At 69.5% G+C, this 25,195-nt stretch carries 25 protein-coding genes; 11 read left to right on the top strand and 14 right to left on the bottom strand.

From position 1 onward, the window contains the following. Positions 1-200: 200 nt before the first annotated feature. Entirely contained in the window at positions 201-1,025 is an 825-nt protein-coding gene (locus tag ACO073_RS25885; RefSeq protein WP_422001577.1) for a DUF3108 domain-containing protein, read from the bottom strand. Positions 1,026-1,130: 105 nt separating this feature from the next. Here ACO073_RS25885 and ACO073_RS25880 point away from each other — a divergent pair, with 105 nt between their 5' ends. From ACO073_RS25880 to rpmB, 5 genes are all read left to right on the top strand, one after another. Then, the gene (locus ACO073_RS25880; RefSeq protein ID WP_422001575.1) at positions 1,131-3,011 is read left to right on the top strand and encodes an ABCB family ABC transporter ATP-binding protein/permease; all 1,881 of its coding nucleotides are present in this window, start codon (positions 1,131-1,133) and stop codon (positions 3,009-3,011) included. Beyond that, complete coding sequence (locus ACO073_RS25875; RefSeq protein ID WP_422001573.1) at positions 2,998-4,161, top strand: MFS transporter; 1,164 nt, start codon at positions 2,998-3,000, stop codon at positions 4,159-4,161. The genes ACO073_RS25880 and ACO073_RS25875 overlap by 14 nt, the downstream gene beginning before the upstream one ends. A 13-nt stretch (positions 4,162-4,174) precedes the next feature. Next, on the top strand, positions 4,175-5,173 hold the full coding sequence (meaB, locus tag ACO073_RS25870; protein ID WP_422001571.1) for a methylmalonyl Co-A mutase-associated GTPase MeaB: 999 nt from the start codon (positions 4,175-4,177) through the stop codon (positions 5,171-5,173). Beyond that, positions 5,163-5,648, top strand: a complete 486-nt coding sequence (locus ACO073_RS25865; protein ID WP_422001570.1) for a YcgN family cysteine cluster protein — start codon at positions 5,163-5,165, stop codon at positions 5,646-5,648. Before meaB ends, ACO073_RS25865 begins: the two co-directional genes overlap by 11 nt. A 104-nt stretch (positions 5,649-5,752) precedes the next feature. Further along, positions 5,753-6,058 (top strand): 50S ribosomal protein L28, encoded by a 306-nt coding sequence (gene rpmB, locus ACO073_RS25860; RefSeq protein WP_422001568.1) that lies wholly within the window; start codon positions 5,753-5,755, stop codon positions 6,056-6,058. A gap of 87 nt (positions 6,059-6,145) precedes the next feature. On the opposite strand, the gene ACO073_RS25855 is transcribed toward rpmB, so the two are convergent. From ACO073_RS25855 to ACO073_RS25840, 4 genes are all read right to left on the bottom strand, one after another. After that, positions 6,146-7,144 carry an esterase-like activity of phytase family protein gene (locus tag ACO073_RS25855; RefSeq protein WP_422001566.1) on the bottom strand — a complete coding sequence of 333 codons (999 nt, stop codon included), beginning with the start codon at positions 7,142-7,144 and terminating at the stop codon, positions 6,146-6,148. A gap of 2 nt (positions 7,145-7,146) precedes the next feature. Further along, entirely contained in the window at positions 7,147-9,063 is a 1,917-nt protein-coding gene (gene cobT / locus ACO073_RS25850; RefSeq protein ID WP_422001564.1) for a cobaltochelatase subunit CobT, read from the bottom strand. An 11-nt stretch (positions 9,064-9,074) separates the two neighbouring features. Further along, positions 9,075-10,082, bottom strand: coding sequence for a cobaltochelatase subunit CobS (gene cobS, locus ACO073_RS25845; protein ID WP_422001562.1), 1,008 nt, complete (start codon positions 10,080-10,082; stop codon positions 9,075-9,077). A 109-nt stretch (positions 10,083-10,191) separates the two neighbouring features. After that, positions 10,192-10,773: a J domain-containing protein gene (locus tag ACO073_RS25840; protein ID WP_422001561.1), complete on the bottom strand. Its 582-nt coding sequence runs from the start codon at positions 10,771-10,773 to the stop codon at positions 10,192-10,194. A 47-nt stretch (positions 10,774-10,820) separates the two neighbouring features. Here ACO073_RS25840 and ACO073_RS25835 point away from each other — a divergent pair, with 47 nt between their 5' ends. Next, on the top strand, positions 10,821-11,117 hold the full coding sequence (locus tag ACO073_RS25835) for a BolA family protein (protein WP_422001559.1): 297 nt from the start codon (positions 10,821-10,823) through the stop codon (positions 11,115-11,117). Between the two features lie 88 nt (positions 11,118-11,205). Here ACO073_RS25835 and ACO073_RS25830 read toward each other — a convergent pair whose 3' ends face one another. From ACO073_RS25830 to ACO073_RS25815, 4 genes are read right to left on the bottom strand one after another with little or no spacing between them, the layout of a single operon-like run. Then, positions 11,206-11,853 carry a DUF2889 domain-containing protein gene (locus tag ACO073_RS25830; protein WP_422001558.1) on the bottom strand — a complete coding sequence of 216 codons (648 nt, stop codon included), beginning with the start codon at positions 11,851-11,853 and terminating at the stop codon, positions 11,206-11,208. Between the two features lie 22 nt (positions 11,854-11,875). Next, on the bottom strand, positions 11,876-13,183 hold the full coding sequence (locus tag ACO073_RS25825; RefSeq protein WP_422001556.1) for an HlyC/CorC family transporter: 1,308 nt from the start codon (positions 13,181-13,183) through the stop codon (positions 11,876-11,878). Between the two features lie 22 nt (positions 13,184-13,205). Beyond that, the gene (gene aroB, locus ACO073_RS25820) at positions 13,206-14,342 is read right to left on the bottom strand and encodes a 3-dehydroquinate synthase (protein ID WP_422001555.1); all 1,137 of its coding nucleotides are present in this window, start codon (positions 14,340-14,342) and stop codon (positions 13,206-13,208) included. Further along, a complete protein-coding gene (locus ACO073_RS25815; protein WP_422001553.1) occupies positions 14,339-14,962 on the bottom strand; it encodes a shikimate kinase in 624 nt (207 codons plus the stop codon). Before ACO073_RS25815 ends, aroB begins: the two co-directional genes overlap by 4 nt. A gap of 79 nt (positions 14,963-15,041) precedes the next feature. On the opposite strand from ACO073_RS25815, the gene ACO073_RS25810 reads away from it, so the two are divergent. The 3 genes from ACO073_RS25810 to ACO073_RS25800 all read left to right on the top strand — a co-directional run bounded on the left by ACO073_RS25810 (position 15,042) and on the right by ACO073_RS25800 (position 17,235). Then, on the top strand, positions 15,042-15,188 hold the full coding sequence (locus tag ACO073_RS25810; protein ID WP_422001552.1) for a hypothetical protein: 147 nt from the start codon (positions 15,042-15,044) through the stop codon (positions 15,186-15,188). A 108-nt stretch (positions 15,189-15,296) separates the two neighbouring features. Further along, positions 15,297-16,247, top strand: a complete 951-nt coding sequence (locus ACO073_RS25805; RefSeq protein WP_422001551.1) for a site-specific tyrosine recombinase XerD — start codon at positions 15,297-15,299, stop codon at positions 16,245-16,247. Between the two features lie 34 nt (positions 16,248-16,281). After that, positions 16,282-17,235: an acetyl-CoA carboxylase carboxyltransferase subunit alpha gene (locus ACO073_RS25800; protein ID WP_422001549.1), complete on the top strand. Its 954-nt coding sequence runs from the start codon at positions 16,282-16,284 to the stop codon at positions 17,233-17,235. 10 nt (positions 17,236-17,245) lie between these two features. Here ACO073_RS25800 and ACO073_RS25795 read toward each other — a convergent pair whose 3' ends face one another. Continuing rightward, positions 17,246-17,893: a 2OG-Fe(II) oxygenase family protein gene (locus ACO073_RS25795; protein WP_422001548.1), complete on the bottom strand. Its 648-nt coding sequence runs from the start codon at positions 17,891-17,893 to the stop codon at positions 17,246-17,248. Between the two features lie 162 nt (positions 17,894-18,055). Here ACO073_RS25795 and ACO073_RS25790 point away from each other — a divergent pair, with 162 nt between their 5' ends. Further along, a complete protein-coding gene (locus tag ACO073_RS25790; RefSeq protein ID WP_422001546.1) occupies positions 18,056-18,955 on the top strand; it encodes a TauD/TfdA dioxygenase family protein in 900 nt (299 codons plus the stop codon). Between the two features lie 6 nt (positions 18,956-18,961). On the opposite strand, the gene ACO073_RS25785 is transcribed toward ACO073_RS25790, so the two are convergent. Further along, positions 18,962-19,465: a GNAT family N-acetyltransferase gene (locus tag ACO073_RS25785; protein WP_422001545.1), complete on the bottom strand. Its 504-nt coding sequence runs from the start codon at positions 19,463-19,465 to the stop codon at positions 18,962-18,964. 42 nt (positions 19,466-19,507) lie between these two features. Between ACO073_RS25785 and ACO073_RS25780 the strand changes: the two genes are divergently transcribed. Further along, positions 19,508-20,368, top strand: coding sequence for an FAS1-like dehydratase domain-containing protein (locus ACO073_RS25780; protein WP_422001543.1), 861 nt, complete (start codon positions 19,508-19,510; stop codon positions 20,366-20,368). 403 nt (positions 20,369-20,771) lie between these two features. Here ACO073_RS25780 and ACO073_RS25775 read toward each other — a convergent pair whose 3' ends face one another. From ACO073_RS25775 to ACO073_RS25765, 3 genes are all read right to left on the bottom strand, one after another. Further along, a complete protein-coding gene (locus tag ACO073_RS25775) occupies positions 20,772-22,022 on the bottom strand; it encodes an epoxide hydrolase family protein (protein ID WP_422001541.1) in 1,251 nt (416 codons plus the stop codon). An 85-nt stretch (positions 22,023-22,107) separates the two neighbouring features. Next, complete coding sequence (locus ACO073_RS25770; RefSeq protein WP_422001539.1) at positions 22,108-22,860, bottom strand: tyrosine-protein phosphatase; 753 nt, start codon at positions 22,858-22,860, stop codon at positions 22,108-22,110. Positions 22,861-22,952: 92 nt separating this feature from the next. After that, entirely contained in the window at positions 22,953-25,106 is a 2,154-nt protein-coding gene (locus ACO073_RS25765; protein WP_422001537.1) for a TonB-dependent receptor, read from the bottom strand. Positions 25,107-25,195 lie beyond the last annotated feature (89 nt).

Below are 25,195 nucleotides of genomic sequence, written 5' to 3'. Positions count from 1 at the left end.
CGACATCCGCTCCGATAGCGCCAAAACCTCGGAAGGCCGCCCCGGCAAGATCGTGTTTGATCTCAGGGCATCGCGCTACAGCGGGATGAGATGAGGTGGAATCGCTTGCGATTCCACCTCATCTCATCCGCGCGCGCGAATGTCGTAGGTTGCAGGAGGGCATGATGAGATTGGCTGTTTCCAGCCAATCTCATCATGCTTTAGCGGCGCATCCCCCGGATCTCTTCGGGGGTGAGCGGGGATTCCTGGAACGACAGGATACGGCCGCGGATCGTGGCGAAGAATGTGTGGGCCTCGAGCTTGCCGGGATAGCGGATCGGCGTGTCGTCGAAGCGCGCCAGCCAGATGCGCACCGGCCGTTCGCGATCGGTCTCGGCCTCCTTGGGGGCTTCCTCGAACTCGCCGGAGATCCGCTTGGTGTAGATGTCGCAGACCAGGACATCGCCGCGGGCGCCGGGGATGCCGGTCGACGCCGCGGGCTCCATGCCCACCTTGTGCAGGATGACGTCGATGCGGCGCTTGCCGTCGTTGGACCGCACCGTCCTGTCGCAGGCCGCGTCGCCCGCCAGGCCGACGCTCAGCGCCGCTGTCAGGGGATCGAGCGAGCCCTGTCGGTCGGCCTCGCTGATCGTCTGCTGCGGCGTCGGCTTCCACACCGGCGTATGGGTCTCCTGCAGGAAGCCCGAAGCCCCGTACTGGGCCAGCCACGTGCGCGGCTTGCCGTCGACGCTGATCGACAGCGACCCGGCCGCCGGCTGCGCGCCGCGGGTCGAGAAGCCGCCCCACGCACGGTTGCGGCCGATATAGTTCATGGTGATCGCCTTCAGCATCCCTTCCTTGTAGGTGCTGGTCTCGACGTCGTAGCTCGCCCCGTTGAAGCGGGCGGTGACGTCGATGCGGAACCCGGTGATGCCGGCAAACGTGATCTCGTAGGCGATCTGGATCTTGCGGGCGTCCTGGGCGGCGGCGAGGGGCGTGGCCGCGAGGATCGCGGCTGCGGCAACAATGGCCCTACGAAATCTCATGATTTCCTTTCCCTGCGGGGGGTTACGCCGGCCTTCCGGGCACGATAGAAGGCCGTCGCTTCCCACGCCACTGAACTTGCGCGCCGAACAAGGCAATTTTCGCCCATGTCGCCTCCCGCCTCCGACGGCGTTCCCTTGCTCGGCTTCACGCGCACCTGGGCGGTGCTGCGTGTAGTTGGCCGGCATTTATGGCCAAAGGGTGAACCGGGCCTGCGGTTCCGTGTCGTCCTGGCGATGGCCCTGCTGGTGGCCGCCAAGGTCGCCAACGTCTACGTGCCGGTGCTCTACAAGCAGGCCGTCGATGCCCTGGGCGAGCCGGCGGCCCAGCTGGTGGCCGTCCCGATCGCGCTCATCGTGGCCTACGGCGCGGCGCGCATCCTCGCGCAGGGCCTGGGGGAGCTCCGTGACGCCCTCTTCGCGCCGGTGTCCCAGCGGGCGGTCCGCAACCTCGCGCTCGAGGTCTTCCGTCACCTGCACGCACTGTCCCTGCGCTTTCACCTGGAACGCCAGACCGGCGGGCTGAGCCGCGTCATCGAGCGCGGCACCGGGGGGATGGAGTTCCTGATCCGCTTCACGGTCTTCAACATCCTGCCGACCCTGTTCGAGATCGTGCTCGTCGGCATCGTCCTGTGGAGCCTCTACGACTGGCGGTACTCCGCGGTGACCCTGGCGGCGGTCGGCGGCTACATCGCCTTCTCGGTGTGGCTGTCGGAGTGGCGCATCCTGTTCGTGCGCCGCATGAACGATGCCGACACCGAGGCCAATGCCCGCGCCATCGACAGCCTGCTGAACTACGAGACGGTCAAGTACTTCGGCAACGAGGAGCACGAGGCGCGCCGCTTCGACGTCGGCCGCCGCCGCTACGAGATCGCGGCCATCCAGTCCAACCGCTCGCTGTCGCTGCTGAACGTCGGCCAGGGCGCGATCATCTCGCTCGGGCTGGTGTCGGTGATGGCCATGGCCGGATACGGGGTCAAGGCGGGGACGATGACCATCGGCGACTTCGTCGCCGTCAACGCCTTCCTGATCCAGCTCTACCAGCCGCTCAACATGCTGGGCTTCGCCTATCGCGAGATCAGGAACGCCCTGGTCAACATGGAGAAGATGTTCGGCCTGCTCGACGTCAGGGCCGAGATCGCCGACCGGCCGGGCGCGCCGCCGCTCGTGGCCGCCGGCGGCGAGATCGTGTTCGACCATGTCGACTTCCACTACGAGGCCAGCCGGCCCATCCTGCGCGACGTCAGCTTCCGCGTCGCGCCGGGCAGCACCGTCGCCATCGTGGGCTCGAGCGGGGCGGGGAAGTCGACCATCTCCCGCATCCTCTTCCGCTTCTACGACGTCGCCTCCGGCAGCGTCCGCATCGACGGCCAGGACATCCGCGAGGTCACGCAGTCGAGCTTGCGGGCGGCGATCGGCGTCGTGCCGCAGGACACCGTCCTGTTCAACGACACGATCTTCTACAACATCTGCTACGGCCGGGCCGACTGCACGCGCGAGGACGTCGAGCGGGCCGCCCGGCTGGCGCGCATCCACGACTTCGTCGAGAGCCTGCCGCAGGGCTACGACACCACGGTGGGCGAGCGCGGGCTGAAGCTGTCGGGCGGCGAGAAGCAGCGCGTGGCGATCGCGCGCACCATCCTCAAGGATCCGCGCATCCTGCTGTTCGACGAGGCGACCAGCGCCCTCGACACCCGCACCGAGCAGGAGATCCAGCGCTCGCTGGAGGAGGTGAGCCGCGGCCGCACCACGCTGGTCATCGCCCACCGCCTGTCCACCATCATCAACGCCGACGAGATCGTCGTCCTCGACCGTGGCCGTGTCGTCGAGCGCGGGCGGCACGCCGATCTGCTGGCCAACGACGGCCTCTATGCCGACATGTGGCGTCGCCAGCAGGAGGCGGCCCTGCAGGCCGAGCGGCAGGTGGAGGCGCAGGCGGAGGAGGCCGCGTCGCTTCGCAGCGAGGGTCATCTCCGTGTCGCCGACTAGCCACGCCTCGGCGGCCGCCAGCCCCTGGCGGACCCTGCTGCCGGTCTTCGCCGCCTGTGCCGCCATCGGCCTGCAGGCCGGCGTCGCCCTGCCGCTGGTGCCGCTCGCCCTGGAGCGGCGCGGCGTCGACAAGCTCACCATCGGCATCGTCGCCGCGGCCTGGGCCGTCGGCATGCTGTCGACGGCGCCGTACATTCCCCGCCTGGCCGCCCGCCTCGGCGCCGTTCCCTTCATCATCGCGGCCGTCGTGTCGGGCTCCATGCTCACGGTCGCCTACACGCTCACCGACAGTGTCGCGGCCTGGTTCGTCCTCACCTTCCTGCACGGCGTGGTCGGCGGCGTGCCCTGGGTGGTGAGCGAGATCTGGATGAACGTGGTCGTCGAGGAGAAGCGGCGCGGCCGGGTGATGGCGGTCTATGCCATCCTGGTCGCGCTCGGCCTGGCGCTCGGCCCGTTCCTGCTGCAGGTCGTGGGCGTCTACGGGCCGCGGCCCTTCCTCACCTGCGCCGCGCTTGCCCTGCTGGTGGCGGTGCCGCTGCTTCCCTACTGGAAGACGGCGCCGCGCATCGAGCACCATGCCGACAGCAACTACCTGCAGGTCGTCGCGGCCGCGCCGCTCGCCATGCTGGCGGGCTTCGCCTGCGGCCTCGGCGAGCAGGTCGCGTTCAGCTTCCTGCCGGTCTACGCGGTCGGCGCCGGCGTCGCGGCCGAGACAGGCGCGCTCTGGCTCTCGACCTTCGTGATCGGCAACGTGATCCTGCAGTGGCCGATCGGCTGGATGGCCGACCATTTCGACCGCCGTGGCGTGCTCGCCGGCTGCACCCTGGCCAGCATGGCGCTGGTGCTGCTGCTCGCCGCCGTGCCGGCGCAGTCGCTCGCCGTGATCGCCGTGATCGGCCTGTGGGGCGGCCTGTCCTTCTCGATCTATCCGGTCGGGCTGGCGCTGCTCGGGCAGCGCTTCGGCGGCGGCGACATCGCCCGCGCCAACACCGCCTTCAGCATGCTCTACATCCTGGGCGGGCTCATCGGTCGGCCGCTGGCCGGCGCGGCGATGGACGCGGTCGGCGATCCCGGGCTCGGCTGGACGCTCGCGGTGTTCTACGCCATCGCCGGCATCGCCGCCTTGCTGGCATTCCACCGGGGCCGCTGATAAGTCAGGCGGGATGAGCGTGCCCGCCGCCCGGACCGACACGGCCGCCGATCCGCTGCTCGCGCCCCTGCTGGCGGGCGACCGTCGGGCGCTGGCCCAGGCCATCACCCTCGTGGAATCGACGCGCAGCGATCATCGCGAGCGCGCCGACGCGCTGCTGGCGGCGCTGCTGCCGCACACCGGCCGGTCGGTGCGCCTCGGAATCACCGGCGTCCCGGGCGTCGGCAAGTCGACCTTCATCGAGCGTTTCGGCCTGTCGCTGCTGGAGCGCGGCCGGTCGCTGGCGGTGCTGGCGATCGATCCCTCGTCCAAGCGCGGCGGCGGCTCGATCCTGGGCGACAAGACGCGCATGGAGGAACTGTCGCGGCGGCAGGAGGCCTTCATCCGGCCCTCGCCGGCGGGCGTGACGCTGGGCGGCGTCGCGCGGCGCACGCGCGAGACCATGCTGCTGGTCGAGGCGGCGGGCTTCGACACGGTGATCGTCGAGACGGTGGGCGTGGGCCAGTCGGAGACCGCCGTCTCCGACATGGTCGACATGTTCATCGTCCTGCTGCTGCCGGCGGGCGGCGACGATCTCCAGGGCATCAAGCGCGGCGTGATCGAGCTGGCCGACCTGATCGTCGTCAACAAGGCCGACGGCGACCTCCTGGCGACGGCGCGCCGCTCGGCCGCGGACTATCAGCACGCGCTGCGCATGCTGCGCTCGCCGACGGCAGGGTGGACGCCCGAGGTCACGACCGCGTCGGCCCTGGGCGGCGAGGGCGTCGCGGCGGTGTGGGACACGGTCGAGCGCTTCCGCGCCGCCGTGGGGGACAAGGGACTGGCGCGGCGGCGGGCCGAGCAGGCGCGGACCTGGATGTGGAACGAAGTCGGCGAGACCCTCCTGGCCGAGCTGCGGCGCCATCCCGAGGTCAGGCGCCTGGTGCCGGGCCTCGAGCGCGACGTCGAGGCCGGTCGCGCGACACCCGCCGCGGCGGCCCGGTCCATGCTAAAGGCTTTCCATGGCCGCTAAGTCCTTCGTTCGCCGCGCCCGCCGGGCCGCCGCTGCCGCCGAGCCGCTGCCGTTCTGGAAGCGCAAGACGCTGGCGCAGATGAGCAAGCAGGAATGGGAATCGCTCTGCGACGCCTGCGGCATGTGCTGCGTCAACAAGCTCGAATACGAGGGGACCGGCGAACTCGCCCAGACCGACACGTGCTGCCGCCTCCTGGACCCCAAGACCGCGCGCTGCCGCGACTACCGGAACCGCAAGGAGATCGTCCCGGACTGCATCCAGCTCACCCCATCCGTGGTGGCCAAGATGGACTGGCTCCCCAAGACCTGCGGCTACCGGCTGGTCCACCAGAAGCAGGACCTCTACTGGTGGCATCCCCTGGTGTCGGGCGACCCGGAAACCGTGCACCAGGCGGGAATCTCGGCGCGCGGCCGGGTGATTCCCGAGGACCAGGTCGAGGATATCAGCGAGCGGGTCGTCGACTGGTTCGCCTGAGCCTCGGGCCGGCCTCAGCGCCCAGTTGACGGGCGGGGCCCCGGCCCCTAAAAAGCCCGCCTTCCCGCCCTCTGGCGGGATCGTTTTTTCCAGCGGAAGCCGCCATGCCTCGTCGTTGCGCCCTCTCGGGCAAGTCCGTGCAATACGGCAACAATGTGAGCCACGCCAACAACAAGACCCGGCGCCGGTTCATGTCCAACCTGCAGGTCGCCTCGGTCCTGTCGGACGCGCTCGGCCATTCGGTGCGCCTGCGCCTGACGCCGCGCGGCATCAAGACCATCGAGCACAATGGCGGCATCGACGCCTACCTGCTGGGCACCAACGACAGCAAGCTCAGCCCCGAGATGAAGGCGCTGAAGCGCCGCGTCAGCTCGGCCAAGGCCAAGAAGGACGCCAAGGCGGCCGCCTAGCGGCCTGCCGAGAGTCGCAGGCGAGGTCCTCGCCTGCTCCCCAAAGGGGATTCCTCCGCTCCGCCGCGCGACGCGCGGCTCAGGCCGTCACGGCGCCAGCTCGAACAGCAGCAGGATGTTGCGCTGGAGCGGGTTGAAGTTGTCGTCCGAGATCAGCCACAGCAGCGTTTCGCCGCGGGCGCCGCGTGTCGCGGCCAGGCCCTCCAGATTGTCCACCGCATAGGGTGAGGCGAGGCGCGCCAGCTCCTCGGCCCGTACCGTGCCGCCGGCAACGAGCTGGGCGGCGTCGAAGCGCATGACGCGGCAGCGCACCCCGCGCGCCATGTCGAAGGCGCGCTCGACGACGGCCAGGGAGCCGTCGGGAAGCCGCGTGAGCGCCGTCGGATGGAAGTCGGGGATCTCGGCATAGTCGAAGCTCGACCAGCGATAGCCGCCGCCCGGCGCGGGCTCGGCGATCCAGCCCGCCACGGTGCCCGGCCGGCGGCTGTATTCCTCGCTCAGCATCACGATCCGTCCGTCGTCGAGGACCGTCATGGCCTCGATGCCGCCGTTCGAGGGCTGCCGGCCGATGTCGGGCGGTCCTGCGACGGGCTGCGGCGTCGCCGTCAGGCTGTCGTAGCGCCAGAGGCGATGGTTGCGCTCGAAGGCGACCAGCCAGGAGCCGTCGGGCAGCCGCGCCATCGCCTCGGCATCGGCCTCGGGCTTGCTGGCGATGAACCGGCCGTCGAGGGCCAGGAGCTGGCCGATCCGCGCATCGCTCAATCCGGCCAGGTTCGCATCGCCGTCATACTCGATGGTGGCGGTGAGCCAGGCACCTTCGTCGGAGATCGAGGTCAGCCGCTTGCCGTCGGCCGTGATGTGCAGGTCGGACCAGCCGCCGAAACGGCGGGAATTCGCGGTCATCGTCACGCCGCCGCGCCATACCAGGCGCCCGACCTTGCGGGCGGCGGGCTCATCGATCTTGAGCGGCAGCGAGCTGCTGCCGATCTCGAGCGGCTGGTCCTGGGCGACGGCCGGCGGCGGCGAGCTGCCGGCGCAGGCGGCCAGGAGGCCGGCGACCAGCAGGGAGTGGAAGGCGGCGCGCACCGTCAGGCGGCGCGCCGGCCGGACTTTCCGGAGCCCTTCGAGCCGCCGCGCCGCTGCTCGCGGGCGTTGCGCACGCTCTGCTGGTCCTCCTCGTCGAACAGCGAGGCGAGCTGCTCCATCATCGTGCCGCCGAGCTGGTCGGCGTCGACGATGGTGACGGCGCGACGATAGTAGCGCGTGACGTCGTGGCCGATGCCGATGGCGATGAGCTCGACGGGCGAACGCGTCTCGATCCAGTCGATGACGTCGCGCAGGTGGCGCTCCAGGTAGTTGCCCGGGTTCACCGACAGGGTCGAATCGTCGACCGGCGCGCCATCGGAGATCACCATCATGATCTTGCGTTCTTCCGGGCGGGGCAGCAGGCGGTTGTGTGCCCACAGCAGCGCCTCGCCGTCGATGTTCTCCTTGAGGATGCCTTCGCGCAGCATCAGGCCGAGGTTCTTGCGGGCCCGCCGCCAGGGCGCGTCGGCCGGCTTGTAGATGATGTGGCGCAGGTCGTTGAGGCGGCCCGGATTGGCCGGCTTGCCGGCGGCGAGCCACTGCTCGCGGCTCTGGCCGCCCTTCCAGGCGCGGGTCGTGAAGCCCAGGATCTCGACCTTGACGCCGCAGCGCTCCAGCGTGCGCGCCAGGATGTCGGCGCTCATCGCCGCCACCGTGATCGGACGGCCGCGCATCGATCCGGAATTGTCGATCAGCAGCGACACGACCGTGTCGCGGAAGTTCGTCTCCTTCTCCTTCTTGAAGGAGAGGGCGTGCATGGGATTGGCGACGATTCGCGCCAGGCGCGCGGCGTCGAGCGTGCCCTCATCGAGGTCGAAGTCCCAGGAGCGGTTCTGCTGCGCCATGAGCCGGCGCTGCAGGCGGTTGGCCAGCTTGCCGATCACGCCCTGCAGGTGCGACAGCTGCTGGTCGAGATGGTTGCGCAGGCGGCCGAGCTCCTCGGCGTCGCAGAGCTGCTCGGCCTCGACGATCTCGTCGAACTTCAGCGTGTAGGCGTGGTACTGCTGGCCGGCCGGCTCGTTGTTGAGCGCGCCCGGCGGCAGCCACGGGCGTTCGGCCCGGCCCGGCTCCTCCTCGTCGCCCGAACCCATCTGCATCTCGGTCTGCGCCTGGTCGGCGACGGTCTCCGAGGCGTCCTCCTGCTCGGAAGCGTCCTCGGTCTCCTCGCCCTGGGCGCCGTAGCCGTGGGTCTCGCTGGAATCGCTCTGGTCGTCGCCGGTCTCGTTCGACTGGCCGTCCGCGTTCTCCTGGTCCTGCGATTCCTGGTCGTCCTCGTCCTGCAGGTCGGCGGTCTCGTCGCCGAGCTTGAGGTCGCGGATGAGCTGCCGCGCGGCACGCGCGAAGGCCTCCTGGTTGGCCAGCGAATCGCGCAGCTTCTGGAAGTCGCGGCCGGCCAGCGCCTCGACGTCGGCGCGCCACATGTCGACCATCGCCTTGGCGCTCTCCGGCGGGGCCGTGCCGAGCAGCTGCTCGCGGGCGATCAGGCCGATCACGTCGGCGATCGGCGCGTCGTCCTTGGACTTGATGCGGGCATGGCCGCGCTGGTCGGAACGCTGCCGCCACAGGGCGCTGAGGTTGTCGGCGACGCCGGCCATGCGCCGGGCACCGAGCGCCTCGACGCGGACCTGCTCGACGGCATCGAAGATCGCGCGGGCCGTCTCGCCGCGCGGCACGCGGCGCAGATGGGTCTTGCGGTCGTGGTGGCGCAGGCGGAGCGCCATCGAATCGGCCTCGCCGCGCACGCGGCTGACATCCTCGACCGGCAGGTCGCGGGCGGGCACCGTGATGCGCGCCTCGTTGCCCAGCAGCGAGCCGCCGTCCGGCACGAAGGAGACGTTGACCTCGTTGCGCGACACCGCCCGCATGGTGGTGGCGGTGACGCGCCGGAATTCCTCGAGCGGCGTTGAGTCCTTGGCCATCGGGCCCCTCGTCAGTGCAGCTTGCCGCCCTTGCCGCTCGACGCCGGCAGTTCCTTGCCGAAGCAGCGCTGATAGTACTCGGCGAGCGTGCTGCGCTCGACCTCGTCGCACTTGTTGAGGAAGGTGAGACGGAAGCCGAAGCCGACGTCGCCGCCGAAGATGCGGGCGTTCTCGGCCCAAGTGATCACCGTGCGGGGCGACATGACGGTCGAGATGTCGCCGGCGATGAAGCCGGCGCGCGTGAGGTCGGCCAGCGCGACCATCGCCGAGACGATCTTGCGGCCCTCGTCGTTGTCGTAGAACGGCGTCTTGGCCAGCACGATGTCGACTTCCTGGTCGTGCGGCAGGTAGTTCAGGGTCGTCACGATCGACCAGCGGTCCATCTGGCCCTGGTTGATCTGCTGCGTGCCGTGATAGAGGCCGGTCGTGTCGCCGAGGCCGACCGTGTTGGCGGTCGAGAACAGGCGGAAGGCCGGGTGAGGGCGGATCACCTTGTTCTGGTCGAGCAGGGTGAGCTTGCCCTCGACCTCGAGCACGCGCTGGATCACGAACATCACGTCGGCGCGGCCGGCATCGTACTCGTCGAACACCAGCGCCGTCGGGTTCTGCAGCGCCCACGGCAGGATGCCCTCGCGGAACTCGGTGATCTGCTTGCCGTCGCGCAGCACGATCGCGTCCTTGCCGATAAGGTCGATACGGCTGATGTGGCTGTCGAGGTTGACGCGCACGCAGGGCCAGTTGAGGCGGGCCGCGACCTGCTCGATATGGGTCGACTTGCCGGTGCCGTGATAGCCCTGGACCATGACGCGGCGGTTGTGCGCAAAGCCCGCGAGGATCGCCATCGTCGTGTCGTGGTCGAAGAGGTAGGCGTCGTCGACTTCGGGCACGTACTCGGTGGGCTGGCTGAAGGCCGGCACTTCCATGTCGGTGTCGATGCCGAAGACCTGGCGCGCGGAAATCTTGATGTCCGGCATGCCCGACACGTTCTGGCGGGCCGCGGTTGTCGTAGAGGCCATCATCTGTCCTACAAAACAAAGCCCGCCAAATTGCGGGCCAAAAACAAGTCTCGCAGGCTCGATTGTGCACCGCAAGCGACCAATTGCCCCCTTTGCCCCGCCTGAGGCCGGATCACTCCGCCAGGAGGTTTTCCGACGCCCGCAGAGTGGAATAGGCCGCGTTGATCTCCTTCAGCCGCTCCTCGGCTTCCCGGGCGCCGCCGTTGGCGTCGGGATGGTGGATCTTCACCAGTTCCTTGTAACGAGATTTCACGGCGGCCCGGGTAAGGGGCCACGAAAGTTCAAGAATTCCCATGGCGGTCCGCTCCGCCGGGGTCAGTTGCTCGCTGCCATCGGGCTTGGGCGGCAGCCGCTCGGCCACGCCCGCGTCGCCGGCCAGGTCTAACGGGTCGGTGATGTGGACATAGGGCCCGCGGTTGCGCCGCGTTCCCAGCGGCCAGACCGGCCGGCGCCAGGTCGTGTCGGCGCGGATGTGGGCCTCGATCTGGTTGGCGTCGAGGCCGGCGAAATAGTCCCAGTTCTTGTTGTACTCGCGCACGTGCTCGAGACAGAACCAGCGGTACTCGTTCAGCCGGTCGCGCGCCCGCGGTGCCCGGAACTCGCCGCCCAGTAGGCAGCCCGGCGCCTCGCAGACGCGCTGGTGCGTCGCTGCGCCGTTCTCCGCCGCCAAGGGTTTCGCTCGCCGTCGGGCCATCGCGCTAATATGTGTTCAACGGTTTGGACGGGCAAGAGAGGCAGGCGATGGGCAAGGTTGCGACGGCGATTGACAACAAGCTGCGGAGCGCCTTCGCGCCGGTGCGCCTCGCCATCGAGGACGAATCCTCCCGCCATCACGGCCATGCCGGCTGGCGCGAAGGCGGCGAGACCCACTTTCGGGTCGAGATCGTGTCCGCGGCCTTCGAGGGCAAGAACCGGGTCGCGCGCCAGCGGCTGGTCTACGCCACGCTCAAGGAGGAGCTGGATGCCGGCCTGCACGCGCTGGCGCTGACGACGCTGACGCCGGCGGAGGATGATCGCACCGTGTCATCCCGAGCGTAGCGCCTGCCCTGAGCGACGTCGAAGGGAAGGGACCTTTCTGAGGCACCAAAGGTCCCTCGGGCTTCGCCCTCGGGATGACAGCATCGCTTCAGCCATCCATCTCGATCTCTTTGCCGGCGGCGGCGGCGCGCACCGCTTCGGCATCGGGACCGGTGTAGAACTGGGGCGCCCAGCGCTTCACGACCGCCCCGTCCGCGGCCCAGGCGTGGCAGGTGTCGACGACGTACGGCTTCGACGGCGGCTTCGCGGGATCGGCGGGCTTGGGCGGCTTGCCGATCTTGACGCGGTGCGCCAGCGAGAGGTCGCGCGCCTTGCGCGACGACACGGTCTGGAAGGCGGTCGTCGCCACCGGGCCCAGCAGCTCGACGATATGGGTGCAGCCGTGGACGCCGCCCAGCCGCTCGCGGACCTGGCGATGGAAGCCGCCGCCGATGCGCAGGCCGATCAGCTTCTTGAAGTCCGGCGTGATCCCGCTGCAGACCTGGTAGGGCGACTTGTCGGTGACCGCCTCGACGTCGACGATGGTGAAGCGGTGGTCGATCGTCAGGCGGATCGACATGTCGTGCACGAAGTCGCCGGCCTTGAGCGGGCCGCGCCATTCGTTGGGATGCTCGTAGGTCTTTTCGTCGGTGATGCGGCCCTCGATGTCCCACAGCCCGTCCTCGCGGAAGAAGCCCTGGCAGGTGACGCGACGCGTGTGCAGATGCTGTCGCCCGACCGGTGGCGATAGCGGCATGGCATGTCCTCTCCGGTGAAACTCAGATCGTGGCGGCCTGTATGACCAGCGGGGGCATGATTCGCAACTCGGCAATGCGTGTGCCCTCGCGCTTCAGGATCTCGAAGCGGAAGCCGTGGAAGGCGTAGGTCTGGCCGACCTCGGGGATGCGGCGGGCCTCGTGGAGCACCAGCCCGGCGATGGTGATGGCAACGTCCTCGGGCAAGCCCCAGCCGAACTCCCGGTTGAGGTCGCGGATCGGCACGTCGCCCTGGCAGAGCAGGCTGTCGTCCTCGAGCCGGACCACGCCCCGCTTGATCGCGTCGTGCTCGTCCTCGATGTCGCCGGTGATCTCCTCGATGATGTCCTCGAGGGTGACGATGCCGCGCAGTGCGCCGTACTCGTCGACGACGATGGCGAAATGCTCGTGACGCGCGCGAAAGGCCTGGAGCTGGTCGAACAGGGTGGTCGATTCGGGAATGAACCAGGTCGCCGTCATCACATTCTCGAGCGACACCGCCTTGGGATCGCCCGCTGCCTTGACGGCCCGGAAGAGATCCTTGGCGTGGACGACGCCCAGGATGTTGTCGGGGTCGCCGCGGAACACCGGCAGGCGCGTGTAGGGCGCCGACAGCATCTGGTCGACGATCGCCTCGAGCGGCTGGTCGGCGTCGATCAGCACGACGTTGCCGCGATGGGTCATGACGTCGCCCACGGTCCGGTCGCCGAGCTCCAGTACCGAGCGCAGCATCGCCTTCTCTTCCGGCGCCGCCTCGTCGGCCTGGCCGTGGCCGTGCAGCTCGATGGCGCCGCGCAGCACGTCGTCGTGCTCCGTGGCGTCGGGCATGCGGTCGACGCGCACGCCGAGCAGGTTGAGGAAGAAGCGGGAGACCCAGGCGACCGCCCGCGCCATCGGGCCGAGCACGGCGAGGGTGAGAACGATCGACGGCGCCAGCACCAGCGCCACGCGATCGGCGCGCAGGAGCGCCCAGGTCTTGGGCATGACCTCGGCGAAGATCACCACCATGATGCCGACGGCGACGGTGGCGTAGACGATGCCGGCCGCGCCGAACAGCGCCGTCAGCACGGCGGTCGTGAGCGAGGCCGAGAGGATGTTGACGACGCTGTTGCCCAGCAGCACGGCGCTGACCGCCTCGTCCTTGCGGTCGAGCAGTTGGTTCACGATGGCGGCGCGCTTGTTGCCCTGCTGCGCCAGGCGGTGCATGCGCGGTCGCGAGGTGCCGGTGATCGCCGTCTCCGCCGCCGACATGTAGGCGCCGAGCGCCAGGCACAGCACCACGAGCGGCGCGGCGACGGCGATCGGCAGGTCGAGGTGAAGGTCGGTTTCCATGCCGCCGCAGCCGTTCCGGGCGTCAGGCGGCGATGGCGTCGTCGAGCAGCCGGCGCAAGGTCGCCTCGTCGACGTCGCGGCTCACGAACGCCCCGCCGATGCCCCGGGCCAGCACGAAGGTCAGGCGGCCGTCCTCGGCCTTCTTGTCGCCCCGCATATGGTCGATCAGGCGCCCGGAATCCCAGGCGCGCCGGTTGTCTCCGCCGATCGCACGCAGCCGCAGGGGCAGGCCGACATCGCCGAGATGGAGCCGCACGCGCTCGGCGTCGGCCGGCGGGCAGAGGCCCAGCCGCGCGGACAAATCGAACGCCAGCGCCATGCCGGTGCCCACCGCCTCGCCGTGCAGCAGGTCCGCGCCGAATCCCGTCTCGGCCTCGAGGGCATGGCCGAACGTATGGCCGAGGTTGAGGAGGGCGCGCAGGTCTGCCGTCTCGCGCTCGTCGGCGGCGACGATGCGGGCCTTGGCGAGGCAGCTCTGCTCGATGGCGTGGGTGCGCCGGGCGGCATCGCCGGCCAGCAGCGCGGTCCCGTTGGCCTCGCACCAGTCGAAGAAGCCGGGATCGTCGATCAGCCCGTACTTGGCGACCTCGGCATAGCCGGCCAGCAGCTCGCGCCGCGGCAGCGTGTCGAGCACGTCGGTGTCGGCCAGCACCAGGCGCGGCTGGTAGAAGGCGCCGACCAGGTTCTTGCCGTGGCGCGTGTTGATGCCGGTCTTGCCGCCGACCGAGGAATCGACCTGGGCGAGCAGCGTGGTCGGCACCTGGATGAAGTCGACGCCGCGCAGCAGCACCGCGGCGGCGAAGCCGGTGAGATCGCCGACGACGCCGCCGCCCAGCGCCACCAGCGTGGTGCGCCGGTCCGGGCGCCGGTCGAGCAGCTCGTTCATGAGCCGGCCGAAGGCGGCGAAATCCTTGCTGCCCTCGCCGGCGGGAACGGTGGCCAGCGAGGCCGCGACGCCCGCGGCGGCGAACGAGGCGGCCAGCCGATCGGCGTAGAGGGGCGCCACCGTGTCGTCGCTGACGATGACGACCTTGGGCGCGGCCAGCAGCGGGCGGCTCAGCTCGCCGGCGCGATCGATCAGGCCGGGGCCGACCAGGATGTCATAGGCGCGGCCGGCGAGGTCGACGCGGATGCGGCGCGGGGAGGCGGCGTTGGTCATGCCGGTGCCTGCTCGGCCTCCAGATGGGCGCGTACGGCTTCGAGGACCTGGTCGGTGGTGCGGTCGGCGGGTTGCGCGGTCGAATCGACGACGATGTCGGCCTGGGCATAGATCGGATAACGCTGGTTCATCAGGCGCGCGAGAACCTCCTTCGGATCGCCCTGCCGCAGCAGCGGCCGATGGCCGCGCTTTCGCACGCGTTCGAACAGCACGTCGAGCTCGGCGCGCAGCCAGACGGTCAGCGCGCGACTGCGCATCAGGTCGCGGGTCTCGGGATCCATGTAGGCGCCGCCGCCGGTCGACAGGACGAGCGGCGGCCTCTCGAGCAGGCGCGCAATGACCCGCCGCTCGCCGGCGCGGAACTCCGCCTCGCCGTACTTCTCGAAGATTTCGGCGATCGAGCAGCCGGCCGCGCGCTCGATCTCGTCGTCGGCGTCGACGAACGGCAGACCGAGCCGGTTCGCGAGACGCTTGCCGATGGCGCTCTTTCCGGCGCCCATCAGCCCGACGAGGGCGATGGTGCGCGGTGGCGATAGGGGTGAACGGGCGTCCATGCTGCTTCCGGCACCCTGCATGTCGCCCATTCCGCCCGCGGTTTCAAGCGAGCCCGGCTTGGTCACCCGGCCGGCGTTGCCGCTCGGGGCGGGGACGGGTTAGGTTGATCGCGTGCCATCGTTCCGTTCCCGAAACCGATTCAGCGTGCCCACCGTCAGGATCGGGCCGACGATCTTCGTGATCCTGCTCGGCCTGGTCGTCGCGGGCATCGTCGCACTCGTCGTCATCGAACCCCGGCCGCCGATGAGGCATTTCGAGGTCCCCGTCCCCAATGAGCGGTTCGCGCGCTAGAGCCCGGTCCGCCGGGCGCAAATCGGCCGGACGGAGCAGGCTTGCCGAAACGGGATCCGGGCGAGCCTGTCCGCGCTCGCGACGACGACCGGCCGCGGCCCCCGGGAGATGAAGAAGAAGCCGCCGGTCCCGCTGTCGCGCGCGGCCGAGACCTTCCTGGAGATGCTGACGGCCGAGCGGGGAGCCTCGCGCAACACGGTGCTGGCTTATGCCGCCGACCTGCGCGATCTCGAGGCTTTCCTGGCGCGCCGCAAGCGCCGGCTGGTCGATGCCGATGTCGAGGCGCTGCGGGCCTACCTGAAGTCGCTCGACTATGTCGGCATGACCCCCCGGACGGTGGCCCGGCGGCTGTCGGTGATGCGCCAGGTCTTCCGCTTCCTCCTCGCCGAGGGGATGCGCGAGGGCGATCCGTCGAGCACGCTCGATGCGCCGCGGCTCGGGCGCCCGCTGCCCAAGGTGCTGACGCGCGACGAGGTCGATCGCCTGATCGAGGCGTCGCGGCGCGACGACGATTTCGACCGCATGGCGACCCTGCTGGAGATCCTTTACGCCACCGGCCTGCGCGTGTCGGAGCTCGTGACCCTGCCGCTGGCCTCCGTCGAGCGCGATCCCACCGTGCTGGTGGTCCGTGGCAAGGGCGACAAGGAGCGCGTCGTGCCGCTGTCGGATCCCGCGCGCTTGGCGATCGTGGCCTGGTTGCCGGTCCGTGAGGCGCGGCTCGAGCCGGAGGCGCGGTCGCGCTTCCTCTTTCCCTCGCGCGGCCGGACCGGCCATCTCACCCGGCAGCGTTTTGCGCAGCTCCTGAAGGAGGCGGCGCTGGCGGCGGGAATCGATCCGGCGCGCGTATCGCCGCACGTGCTGCGGCACGCCTTCGCCAGCCACCTGCTCGAGGGCGGCGCCGACCTTCGCAGCGTCCAGCTCATGCTGGGCCACGCCGACATCGCCACGACGCAGATCTACACGCATGTCCTGGACGAGAGGCTGCGGGCGCTGGTGCAGGACAAGCATCCGCTGGCGCGCCGCCGCCGCGGCTCCGGCGGGGGCGGGCGGGCCGGTTGACAGGCCTCCGGCGTCGCGCGACACCAGACAATCAATGACCACGTATCTGGACTTCGAGAAGCCGATCGCGGAGCTCGAAAGCAAGATTGCCGAGCTCCGGCACCTGCCGAACTCGGGCGATGTCGACATCGCCGAGGAAGTCATGCGCCTGCAGGAAAAGGTGCAGAAGCAGCTCCGCGCGACCTACGCCAAGCTGACGCCCTGGCAGCGCGTGCAGGTGGCGCGGCATGCCGAGCGGCCGCACGCGCAGCGCTACATCGACCGCCTGATTGCGGACTTCACGCCCTTGTCCGGCGACAGGGCGTTCGGCGAGGACGCGGCGCTGGTGGGCGGCGTCGGCCGGCTGGACGGCCGCAGCGTCCTGGTCCTGGGCCAGCAGAAGGGCGACGATACGGATTCCCGCATCAAGCACAATTTCGGGATGATGCGCCCCGAGGGCTATCGCAAGGCGCAGCGCCTGATGAGGCTCGCCGACCGGTTCCGGCTGCCCGTGGTGACGCTGGTTGACACGCCCGGCGCCTATCCCGGTATCGATGCCGAGGCGCGCGGCCAGGCCGAGGCGGTGGCCAGCTCGATCGACACCTGCCTGTCGCTCGGCGTGCCGCTGGTCAGCGTCGTGATCGGCGAGGGCGGCTCGGGCGGCGCGCTCGCGATCGCCTCGGCCGACCGCATCTACATGCTGGAGAACTCGGTCTATTCGGTCATCACGCCCGAGGGCTGCGCGTCGATCCTGTGGCGTTCCAACGCCAATGCCCAGGAGGCGGCCGAGGCCATGAAGGTGACGGCGGCCGATCTCAAGAAGCTCGACGTGATCGACGACGTGATCCCCGAGCCGATGGGCGGCGCCCATCGCGGCGCCGACGAGACGATCGACGTCGTCGGCAAGGTCGTCTCCCAGGCGCTGGCGGAGCTGGCGGAGCTCGATGCGGATGCGCTGCGCCAGCGCCGCCAGGATAAGTTCCTGGAGATGGGGCGGAAGGGGCTCTAGGACCCGCGACCTATTTCCTGTCCTTGCCGGCCGTCGCGTCCCACAGCGGCGCCGCCATGGTCTCGCTGAAATTCCGGAACATCAGGTTGAACGAGATGCTGATACGGTCGGTATGGCCGTCGTTGGCAGGCACGGTGTGCTTCAGCCACGACGGGAACATTACCAGCCTTCCCTCGCGGCTCTGGGCGTTGGCGCCGTTGGCCGTCAGCTTCGTGTACTGGCGCGGCTTGGGCATGATCATCGACGCCTGGCCGCGCGGATCCTGGAAGATGATCTGCGAACCGGGCGGCACCGCGACGTAATAGACGCCGCTCAGGTAGTTGTTGGGATGGTGGTGCATCGGATGGTAGGCGCCGGGCGGATTGACGTTGGCCCAGCAGCCGGTGATGCCCATCGGATACTGGTCGACCTGGAGGAAGCGGGCGACACCGCGTGCTGCCGTCTCGATCAGCTTCACGAACTCGGCGAAGGCCGGTTTCGTGTGCAGGTCCTGCGGCGTCTGCCAGTTGCTGCCGGCGGGGATCTTGGGCCGCGGCGCGATCATGCGCTCGATCTCGGCCTTGAGCGACGCGTTGAGGGCGGCGGCGGCCAGGGGCTGGAGATCCACGATCCAGAGTGGCGTGGGAAAGATCTCCTGGACTTCCTGCTTTTCGATCATGCTCCAGTATAGCGGGATTCCCCTGCCGGCGGCGCGGCCAAGGCGGTCGCATGCGACGTCCCGTCCGCCCTGCGCTCCCGCCGCGAGGTCGGATTGCGGCGGCGGCCGTTCGGTGGTCCAATTGCCCACGATCCCGGAACCGGGACACTTAGGAGGAAGCCCGTGGCCATCACCGTCCAGCCGATCACGCCGGATTTCGCGGCCGAGGTGGGCGACGTCGTGCTCGGCCGGCCGCTCGCCGCCGACGATCTCGCCGCCATCCGCGCCGCCTTCACCCGCTACGCCGTCCTGGTCTTCCCCGACCAGACGTTCACCGACGACAGCCAGCTCGATTTCGCGCGCCACTTCGGGCCGCTCGAGACGACGGTCTTCAAGGCGCGCAAGGACCACAAGCTGCGGCTGCACGAGAACATGGCCGATGTCGGCAATCTCGATGCCGAGAACCGCATCCTGAAGAGCGACGACCGCCAGCGGCTCTACAATCTCGGCAACCGGCTGTGGCACACCGATTCGTCGTTCAAGCGCGTGCCGGCCTACTGCTCCATGCTGCACGCGCGCTCGATTCCGCCGATCGGCGGCCAGACCGAGTTCGCCGACATGCGCGCGGCCTACGACGCGCTGCCGGAAGCCACGAAGCGGCGCATCGACGGTCTGGTGGCCGAGCATTCGATCATGACCTCGCGCGCCCGTCTGGGCTTCAGCGACTTCGACGAGGGAGAGCGCGAGGCCTTCCGGCCGGTGCCGCAGGTCCTGGTGCGCCGGCTGCAGGATTCCGGCCGCATGAGCCTCTACATCGCAAGCCACGCTGGCGCGATCCGGGGGATGGACGACGCCGAGGCGCGCCGGCTCATCGACGAGCTGACGGCGCACGCCACCCAGCGCCAGTTCGTCTATTCGCATCGCTGGCGGGTGAACGACCTCGTGATCTGGGACGATCGCTGCACCATGCATCGCGGCATGGACTTCGACGACCAGCGCTTCGCCCGCGACATGCGCCGCGCCACCGTCTCCGACGTGGCACCGACCTGCGAGCAGATGGGGCTGGCCGTCGCCGCGGAATAGAGTCGGTCAGGTCGGTCGGCTCATGATCGCGCGGCGCCACGGCGGGTGGCCTTGGCTGTTCCCGATCGAGAACTGCCGGCGGAAGGCCGAAGGCCAGGTGCCGCGCGGCACCGGTTCAAAGCCGCGCCGCGCATAGAACGGCGCGTTCCACGGCACGTCGAGATAGGTCGAAAGATAGAGCGCGTCGTAACCGCGGCGACGCGCTTCCTGCGCCGCCCGATCGATCAGCGCGGTGCCGATCCCCCGTTCCTGCCAGCGCGCCAGCACCGAGAGCTGGTCGAGCCAGGCCGTGCCTCCGGGGAACTTCATCAGGGCGAAGCCGGCAACCCTGTTCAACCGCGAGGTCGCGACCCACAGGCATCCGTCGCGCCGCGCCGCCTCGAGCGATGCGATGCTGGCCGGCGGCATGGCAAGGACACGCGGCAGCCCGACGCGCGCGTAGCGTTGGTCCGCCGCGTTTTCGATGTGCGGCAGAAGCGCGATTTCTTCCGGACGGGCGGCGCGGATCATCGCTGGATTGGCTACCCTGCAGCGCAGAGAAGAGGAAGCGCCATGACCATAGACATCGAACCTTTGAAGAAGCAGCTCGGCCGCAAGATCGAGGACGAAGACGTCGTCACCCAGGCGCCGATCAAGGCGATGATCGCCACCTTCGATCGTCCCGACAAGGTGCCGGCCGAGGGCGAGCCGATCGCGCCGGGCTGGCATCTCCTCTACCTGCATTCGCATGCGCGCCCGGCGCAGCTCGGCAAGGATGGCGCGGCCTTCACCGGCGGCGTGCTGCCGGAGATCCCGATGCCGCGGCGCATGTATGCCGGCTCGACCTTCACCTTCGACGGCGAGATTCGCGTGGGCGACAGGCTGCGCCGCGAGACCGAGTTCAGCGACATCCAGCTCCGCCAGGGCAGCACGGGCGCCCTGATCGTCACCACGCAGACGCGCCGCATCTTCACGCCGCGCGGCCTGGCGCTGACCGAGGACGCCAACACGGTGTTCCGCGAGGAGGTGAAGTCGGGTGCCAAGGCCGGCGTGCCGGTGCGCGACGCCGCGCCCGCCGACGCGGCCTGGCGGCGCACCATCACGCCCAACTCCGTGATGCTGTTCCGCTATTCCGCGATCACCTTCAACCCGCACCGCATCCACTACGACAAGCCCTACTGCATGGAGGTCGAGGGCTATCCCGGCCTGGTGGTGCACGGGCCCTTCGCCCAGCAGTGCCTGCTCGACCTGCTACGCGACTCGATGCCGGGCCGGACGATCAAGACCTTCACCGTGCGGGCGCGGGCGCCGCTGTTCGATACCGCGCCGTTCGACGTCATCGGCCGGCCGACGGCCGACGGCAACGGCGCCGAGCTCTGGACGGTGACGCCCAAGGGCACGATCGCGGCGCAAGCGACGGCGACGCTCGCCTGACGCGGCGCCGCGCGCTTGGACCATAGCGCGATGACTTGAGGTCCATCACCATTTCGCTGGGGGCGCGCCACTCCGAGGTTGTGAAGCTATCGGAGGGCGCTCGGGTAGAGACAATCGGGTTCCTCTCCCCCGCCAGGGGGAGAGGCTAGGAGAGGGGGATCGAAGGCTGCCTCCAGCCCCCTCACCGAACCTCTCCCCCTGGCGGGGGAGAGGAGCATGAGGAAGGGCGCGTTCTTTCGCTGCCAGGGGCGCGCCACTCCCGAGGCACGTCATGCTCTTCTGGACCGCGGGCCTCCAGGCCCGCTCATGACCTGATGCGGACCTGGAGGTCCGCGCTCCGATAGCTTCACAACCTCGCCGTGGCGCGCCCCCAAGCGATGAGTCGACAGAATGTCATCGCGCCTCAGTCGTTCGCCGCGCCGAAGCGAAGCGGACGGAAGAAGGCGCGGATGTCCTCGACCAGGCGCTGCGGTTCCTCGAGGGCGGCGAAATGGCCGCCGCTCGGCATCACGGTGTGGCGGCGCAGGTCGTAGGCCCGTTCGATCCAGTCGCGCGGCGGCGGCGGGGAGAGGTCGGCCGGAAAGGCCGCGAAGCCGGTCGGCACCTCGACGCGCTGGCCGGCGGGCAGGCCGCGCGGCGTCTGCTCGGCGGCGCCGCGATAGAGCCAGGTCGCGGTGCCCGCCGTGCCGGTCAGCCAGTAGACCATCACATTGTCGAGCAGCAGGTCGATCGGGAAGCGCTTCAGAGGGTCGCCGCCGCAGTCGCTCCAGGCCTGGAACTTCTCGACGATCCAGGCGGCGAGGCCGACCGGCGAATCGGCCAGCGCCACGCCCAGCGTCTGCGGCCGCGTCGCCTGGATGCGCTGGTAGGCCGTCTTCTCGTCGCGTTCGCCGCGCACCCGGGCGAGCCAGGCCTTCTCGTCGGCGCCGAGCGCGGCGGTGGCGAGATCGATGCCGGGCCGCAGCCCCATCATGTTGAGATGCAGGCCGAGCACGCCCGACCGCCAGCCGTCCGGCTCGTCCCTGGCGGGATGGTCGAAGGCGGCCCACGAGGAGACGACGGCGCCCCAGTCGCCGCCCTGCACGCCGTAGGGCCGGCGGTAGTTGAGCGTCTCGTGCACCAGCCGGTGCCACAGGCCGGCGATCGCGCGCGGCCCGATCGGGCCGGTCGTGCCGTCGGCGCGGACCGGCGGGCCGGAGAAGCCGTAGCCGGGGAGCGAGGGCACGATCACGTCGAAAGCGTCCAGCGGGTCGCCGCCATGCGCCTCGGGATGGGCGAGAGGGTCGATGATCTCGAGGAACTCGACGATCGATCCCGGCCAGCCGTGGGTCACCACCAGCGGCAGCGGTCGCGGCGCGCCCTCGACCTCGGTGCCGGGCTCGCGGATGAAGTGCAGGCGCTGTCGGCCGATATCGACCCGGTAGTTGGGAAACCGGTTGATCGCTTCCTGGCAGCGCTGCCAGTCGTAGCCGTGGCGCCAGTGGTCGACGAGATCGGCCAGGAAGGCCGGGTCCGTGCCCGATGCCCAGGACCCGCCGTCGGCTATGGAAACCGGCGGCCGCCACCGCCGCAGGCGCTCGTCCAGCTCGATCAGCGCACGCTCGGGAATGTCGACCTTGAAGGGTTCGGGCGTGTCGAGGCGCGTGTCGTCCATCGGCTCATGATAGCGGACCGGGGACCTCCCGGCCCGTCTCATGAGCAATGGCTTCGGCCGACCGCGCGGTCGGCGGTCCGGCGGATCACTCCAGCAGCTCGGCCTTCAGCCGCTCGCGCGCCGCCGCGTCGAGGCCGAGCGCCTTCTCGGCGAAGCTCTCGGCGCTGCCGAAATCGTCGCGGACCACCGCGAAGGCCGCCTCGAGATAGGGCGTGCGCGCCTCGATGATGGCGGCGCGGGTGTCGATGTCGAGTTCGGGGTAACGGCCGATATGGCCGGTCCACAGCTCGTTGGTGCGCAGATAGTCCTCGATCACCGTCTCCCAGGGGACGCCCAGCAGGGTGAGCAGCAGCGCCGAGGCGAAGCCCGTGCGGTCCTTGCCGGCGGTGCAGTGGAAGACCAGCGGGCGATGCTCGCCGTCGCTCAGCGTGCCGAACAGGGTACGGAAGCCCGGGGCGCAGCGTCGCGGATAGTCGCGATAGTGGTCGGTCAGGTACTGCATCATCAGGTGAGGGCTGGCCGTGCCATCGGCCACGGCGCCGCGGATGCGGTCGCCGACACCGGGCTCGATGTGCGCGCCGACGACCCGGCACGTGAGCCCGTCGATGCAGTGCGGCGTCTCCGCCGCCTCGCTGACGCCGCGCAGGTCGACGATGGTGCGGACGCCGAGGCCGCCCAGGGTCGTGCGGTCCTCGTCGGTGAGGGTGCCGAGATGGGCGGAGCGGAAGACCGTGCGCGGCCGCACGGTGCCGCCGTCGGCGGTGCGATAGCCGCCGAGGTCGCGGAAGTTCGAGCCGCCTTTCAGCGACACGACGAAGGGAAGCGGTGAGTCGAGCATGGCCAGGGCTTTATCACGTCCGGCCCGCCGGAATCATGTCGTTTCCGTTAACGCCCCGTGTCCGGTAGCGCCTCGTGTCCGGGCGTCCCCGGTCAGAACCTCTGGGAAAGGGTCACGAAGAAGGCCCGCCGCATGCCGAACTGGGGGGCTCCGACGCCAACGCCGGTCCCGGTCCGGAGCTGGTACTGGCCGTCCGTGACGTTGATCGCGTCGAACCGGACATTGGTTCCCTGGCTGCCGGCGATCGGCAGGCGCTGGGTCACGGACAGGTTGAGCGTGGCGTAGGCCGGCAGCGCGGTGTCGTTCGGCGTCACGAGCGTCTGGCGCAGGCCGTTGCCGTAGAGGACGTCGGCGGAAACCCGCGTCGCCCAGTCGCTGCCCATGTTGAACACGTAGGCCGCGCCCGCCGAGCCGGTCCAGCTCTGGTTGTGGTCGGCGAAGATCCAGTTGCTGGCGATGTAGTCCAGCTCCGCCTGCTCGAAGTTGAACTGGGCCGAGGTGATGTTGATGGCGTTGACCTGCGACCAGGCGAGGTTGGCGTAGAGCGACCACGGGCCCTTGTCGTAGCTGGCGAAAAGCTCGAAGCCGCGCACCTGTGCGTTCGAATAGTTGAAGGCGGTCTGGAAGATCGGTGCGCCGAACTGGCCCTTGTCGATGTAGTTCTCCGCCCATTTGTAGAAGCCGCCGAAGCCGATGGTGAGGCCCTCGATTGGCTTCACCGTCAGGCCGACATCGATGTAGTCGGAGCGTTCGGCGCGAGCCGGATCGTTGGTCAGGACCTCGGGGGCGATGACCGTGCCGGCGCGCGCGGCGAGCGAGGCCGCCGAGACCTGGTTCAGCGGCACGGGAACGAAGTAGCGGGAGTATCCGGCGCGCAGGCTGATCTCCGGCGTGGGCTCCCAGACGACGTTGATGCGCGGGCTGAGCTGGTTCTCGCTGCGCGGGCTGGTGATGGCATCGAAGCGCAGGCCGGCGTTCACGGTCAGCGACGGCAGCACCTTCCATTCGTCCTGCAGATAGACGCTGTAGGTCCAGCCCGTGAGGTCGGCGGAGTCGGTGAGGCCGACGGGCGTGTCGCCCGGGATGGGGTCGGCCGTCGGATCGCTCGGATCGGGCACCAGCGGCAGCGTGTTGACCTGCGCGAAGCTCGTGACGCGCTCGCGCTGGACCAGGAAGCCGCCGCGCACCGTGTGCCGCGGCGCGACCTTCCAGCTCGCGTCGGCCTGCACGCCGGTGGCGAAGCTGTCGCGCTGCGCCCACGGCGCGACGCCGTTGTAGAGCAGGTCGCCGATCGCGTCGGGCTGGTAGTTGAGCTGCGAATAGCGCGCGAAGCCCGAGAGCTGCATGTTCAAGGTTTCGTAGGTCTTCTGCAGCGAGGCGATGCCGAAGTAGGTGCTCTCCCACTGGCGCTGGTCGAGGATCGCGCTGTTCCAGGTCGAGTTGCCGAACACCGTGAACTCTGGGACCTGGTTGATGTTGTTCGGGATCTGGTAGCTCGCGTTGACGCCGCCGCCGATGAAGGAGAGCCGCGTGTTCTCGTCGACGATACCCGTGACCTTGGTGAGCCCATACCATTGCGAGGTCTGGTCGTGGATCGGCGTCCACGCCGAGAACGGGTTCTCGATGCCGATGCCGTTGCTGAGGTACTGGCCGGTGGCGAAATAGTCGATGTTGCCGCTGCGTTCGCCATACTCTCCCGATGGCTGCACCCAGTTGTAGGAGCCGCCCATGAACGACAGTTCGGCGCCGGGGTTGGTCGTGCCCGACTTGACGCCGATGTCGACGACGCCGGCGGTTCGCAGGCCATACTGCGCCGGCAGCGCGCCGGTGAGCAGCGAGAGCGAGTTGGCGAAGCGCGGCGACAGGATCTGGCTGAACAGCGCCAGGCCTTCCGGCAGCTGCACGCCGTCGAGCCGGTACTGCAGGCTGCCATGGTCGCCGCGTACGTGGATCTGCCCGAACCCGTCCTGGACGACGCCGGGCGCGCGCAGCAGCACCTGGTTGAGCGGCGCGTTCTCGCCCTGGGGCGTGTTCTGGATCGCCGTGCGGCTGAAATCGTACTGGGTGGCGCCGAGGCTCGGCAGGATGGCGCTGCGCTCCTCGTCCATCTTGGTCGCCGTCACGGTGATTCCCGGAAGGGACTGTGACGAGGCCGGCGGCGCGGGCGCGGGCTCCGTCTGCGCCGATGCCGAGGCCATGCCGGCGAACAGGCCGCAGATCGAGGACCATCCCAACAGACACCGCATCGTCACTCTCCCCTTCGGCTGCACTGCCTCGCTGGATAGTTATATTATAACATTATATCCGGTCAACCGGGGGCGCTCGACAAGACGGA

Source organism: Reyranella sp. (assembly GCF_965229815.1).
Classification (GTDB): domain Bacteria; phylum Pseudomonadota; class Alphaproteobacteria; order Reyranellales; family Reyranellaceae; genus Reyranella.
The sequence above is the reverse complement of the archived record's forward strand: the minus strand, read 5'-3'. Positions and strand labels throughout refer to the sequence as shown.

Coding starts and splice junctions, on each gene's coding strand:
- ACO073_RS25885 (WP_422001577.1), bottom strand. CDS start 1,025: ATGAGATTTCGTAGGGCCATTGTTGCCGCAGCCGCGATCCTCGCGGCC.
- ACO073_RS25880 (WP_422001575.1), top strand. CDS start 1,131: ATGTCGCCTCCCGCCTCCGACGGCGTTCCCTTGCTCGGCTTCACGCGC.
- meaB (WP_422001571.1), top strand. CDS start 4,175: ATGAGCGTGCCCGCCGCCCGGACCGACACGGCCGCCGATCCGCTGCTC.
- ACO073_RS25865 (WP_422001570.1), top strand. CDS start 5,163: ATGGCCGCTAAGTCCTTCGTTCGCCGCGCCCGCCGGGCCGCCGCTGCC.
- rpmB (WP_422001568.1), top strand. CDS start 5,753: ATGCCTCGTCGTTGCGCCCTCTCGGGCAAGTCCGTGCAATACGGCAAC.
- cobT (WP_422001564.1), bottom strand. CDS start 9,063: ATGGCCAAGGACTCAACGCCGCTCGAGGAATTCCGGCGCGTCACCGCC.
- cobS (WP_422001562.1), bottom strand. CDS start 10,082: ATGATGGCCTCTACGACAACCGCGGCCCGCCAGAACGTGTCGGGCATG.
- ACO073_RS25840 (WP_422001561.1), bottom strand. CDS start 10,773: ATGGCCCGACGGCGAGCGAAACCCTTGGCGGCGGAGAACGGCGCAGCG.
- ACO073_RS25835 (WP_422001559.1), top strand. CDS start 10,821: ATGGGCAAGGTTGCGACGGCGATTGACAACAAGCTGCGGAGCGCCTTC.
- ACO073_RS25830 (WP_422001558.1), bottom strand. CDS start 11,853: ATGCCGCTATCGCCACCGGTCGGGCGACAGCATCTGCACACGCGTCGC.
- ACO073_RS25825 (WP_422001556.1), bottom strand. CDS start 13,183: ATGGAAACCGACCTTCACCTCGACCTGCCGATCGCCGTCGCCGCGCCG.
- aroB (WP_422001555.1), bottom strand. CDS start 14,342: ATGACCAACGCCGCCTCCCCGCGCCGCATCCGCGTCGACCTCGCCGGC.
- ACO073_RS25805 (WP_422001551.1), top strand. CDS start 15,297: ATGAAGAAGAAGCCGCCGGTCCCGCTGTCGCGCGCGGCCGAGACCTTC.
- ACO073_RS25800 (WP_422001549.1), top strand. CDS start 16,282: ATGACCACGTATCTGGACTTCGAGAAGCCGATCGCGGAGCTCGAAAGC.
- ACO073_RS25795 (WP_422001548.1), bottom strand. CDS start 17,893: ATGATCGAAAAGCAGGAAGTCCAGGAGATCTTTCCCACGCCACTCTGG.
- ACO073_RS25785 (WP_422001545.1), bottom strand. CDS start 19,465: ATGATCCGCGCCGCCCGTCCGGAAGAAATCGCGCTTCTGCCGCACATC.
- ACO073_RS25780 (WP_422001543.1), top strand. CDS start 19,508: ATGACCATAGACATCGAACCTTTGAAGAAGCAGCTCGGCCGCAAGATC.
- ACO073_RS25775 (WP_422001541.1), bottom strand. CDS start 22,022: ATGGACGACACGCGCCTCGACACGCCCGAACCCTTCAAGGTCGACATT.
- ACO073_RS25770 (WP_422001539.1), bottom strand. CDS start 22,860: ATGCTCGACTCACCGCTTCCCTTCGTCGTGTCGCTGAAAGGCGGCTCG.
- ACO073_RS25765 (WP_422001537.1), bottom strand. CDS start 25,106: ATGCGGTGTCTGTTGGGATGGTCCTCGATCTGCGGCCTGTTCGCCGGC.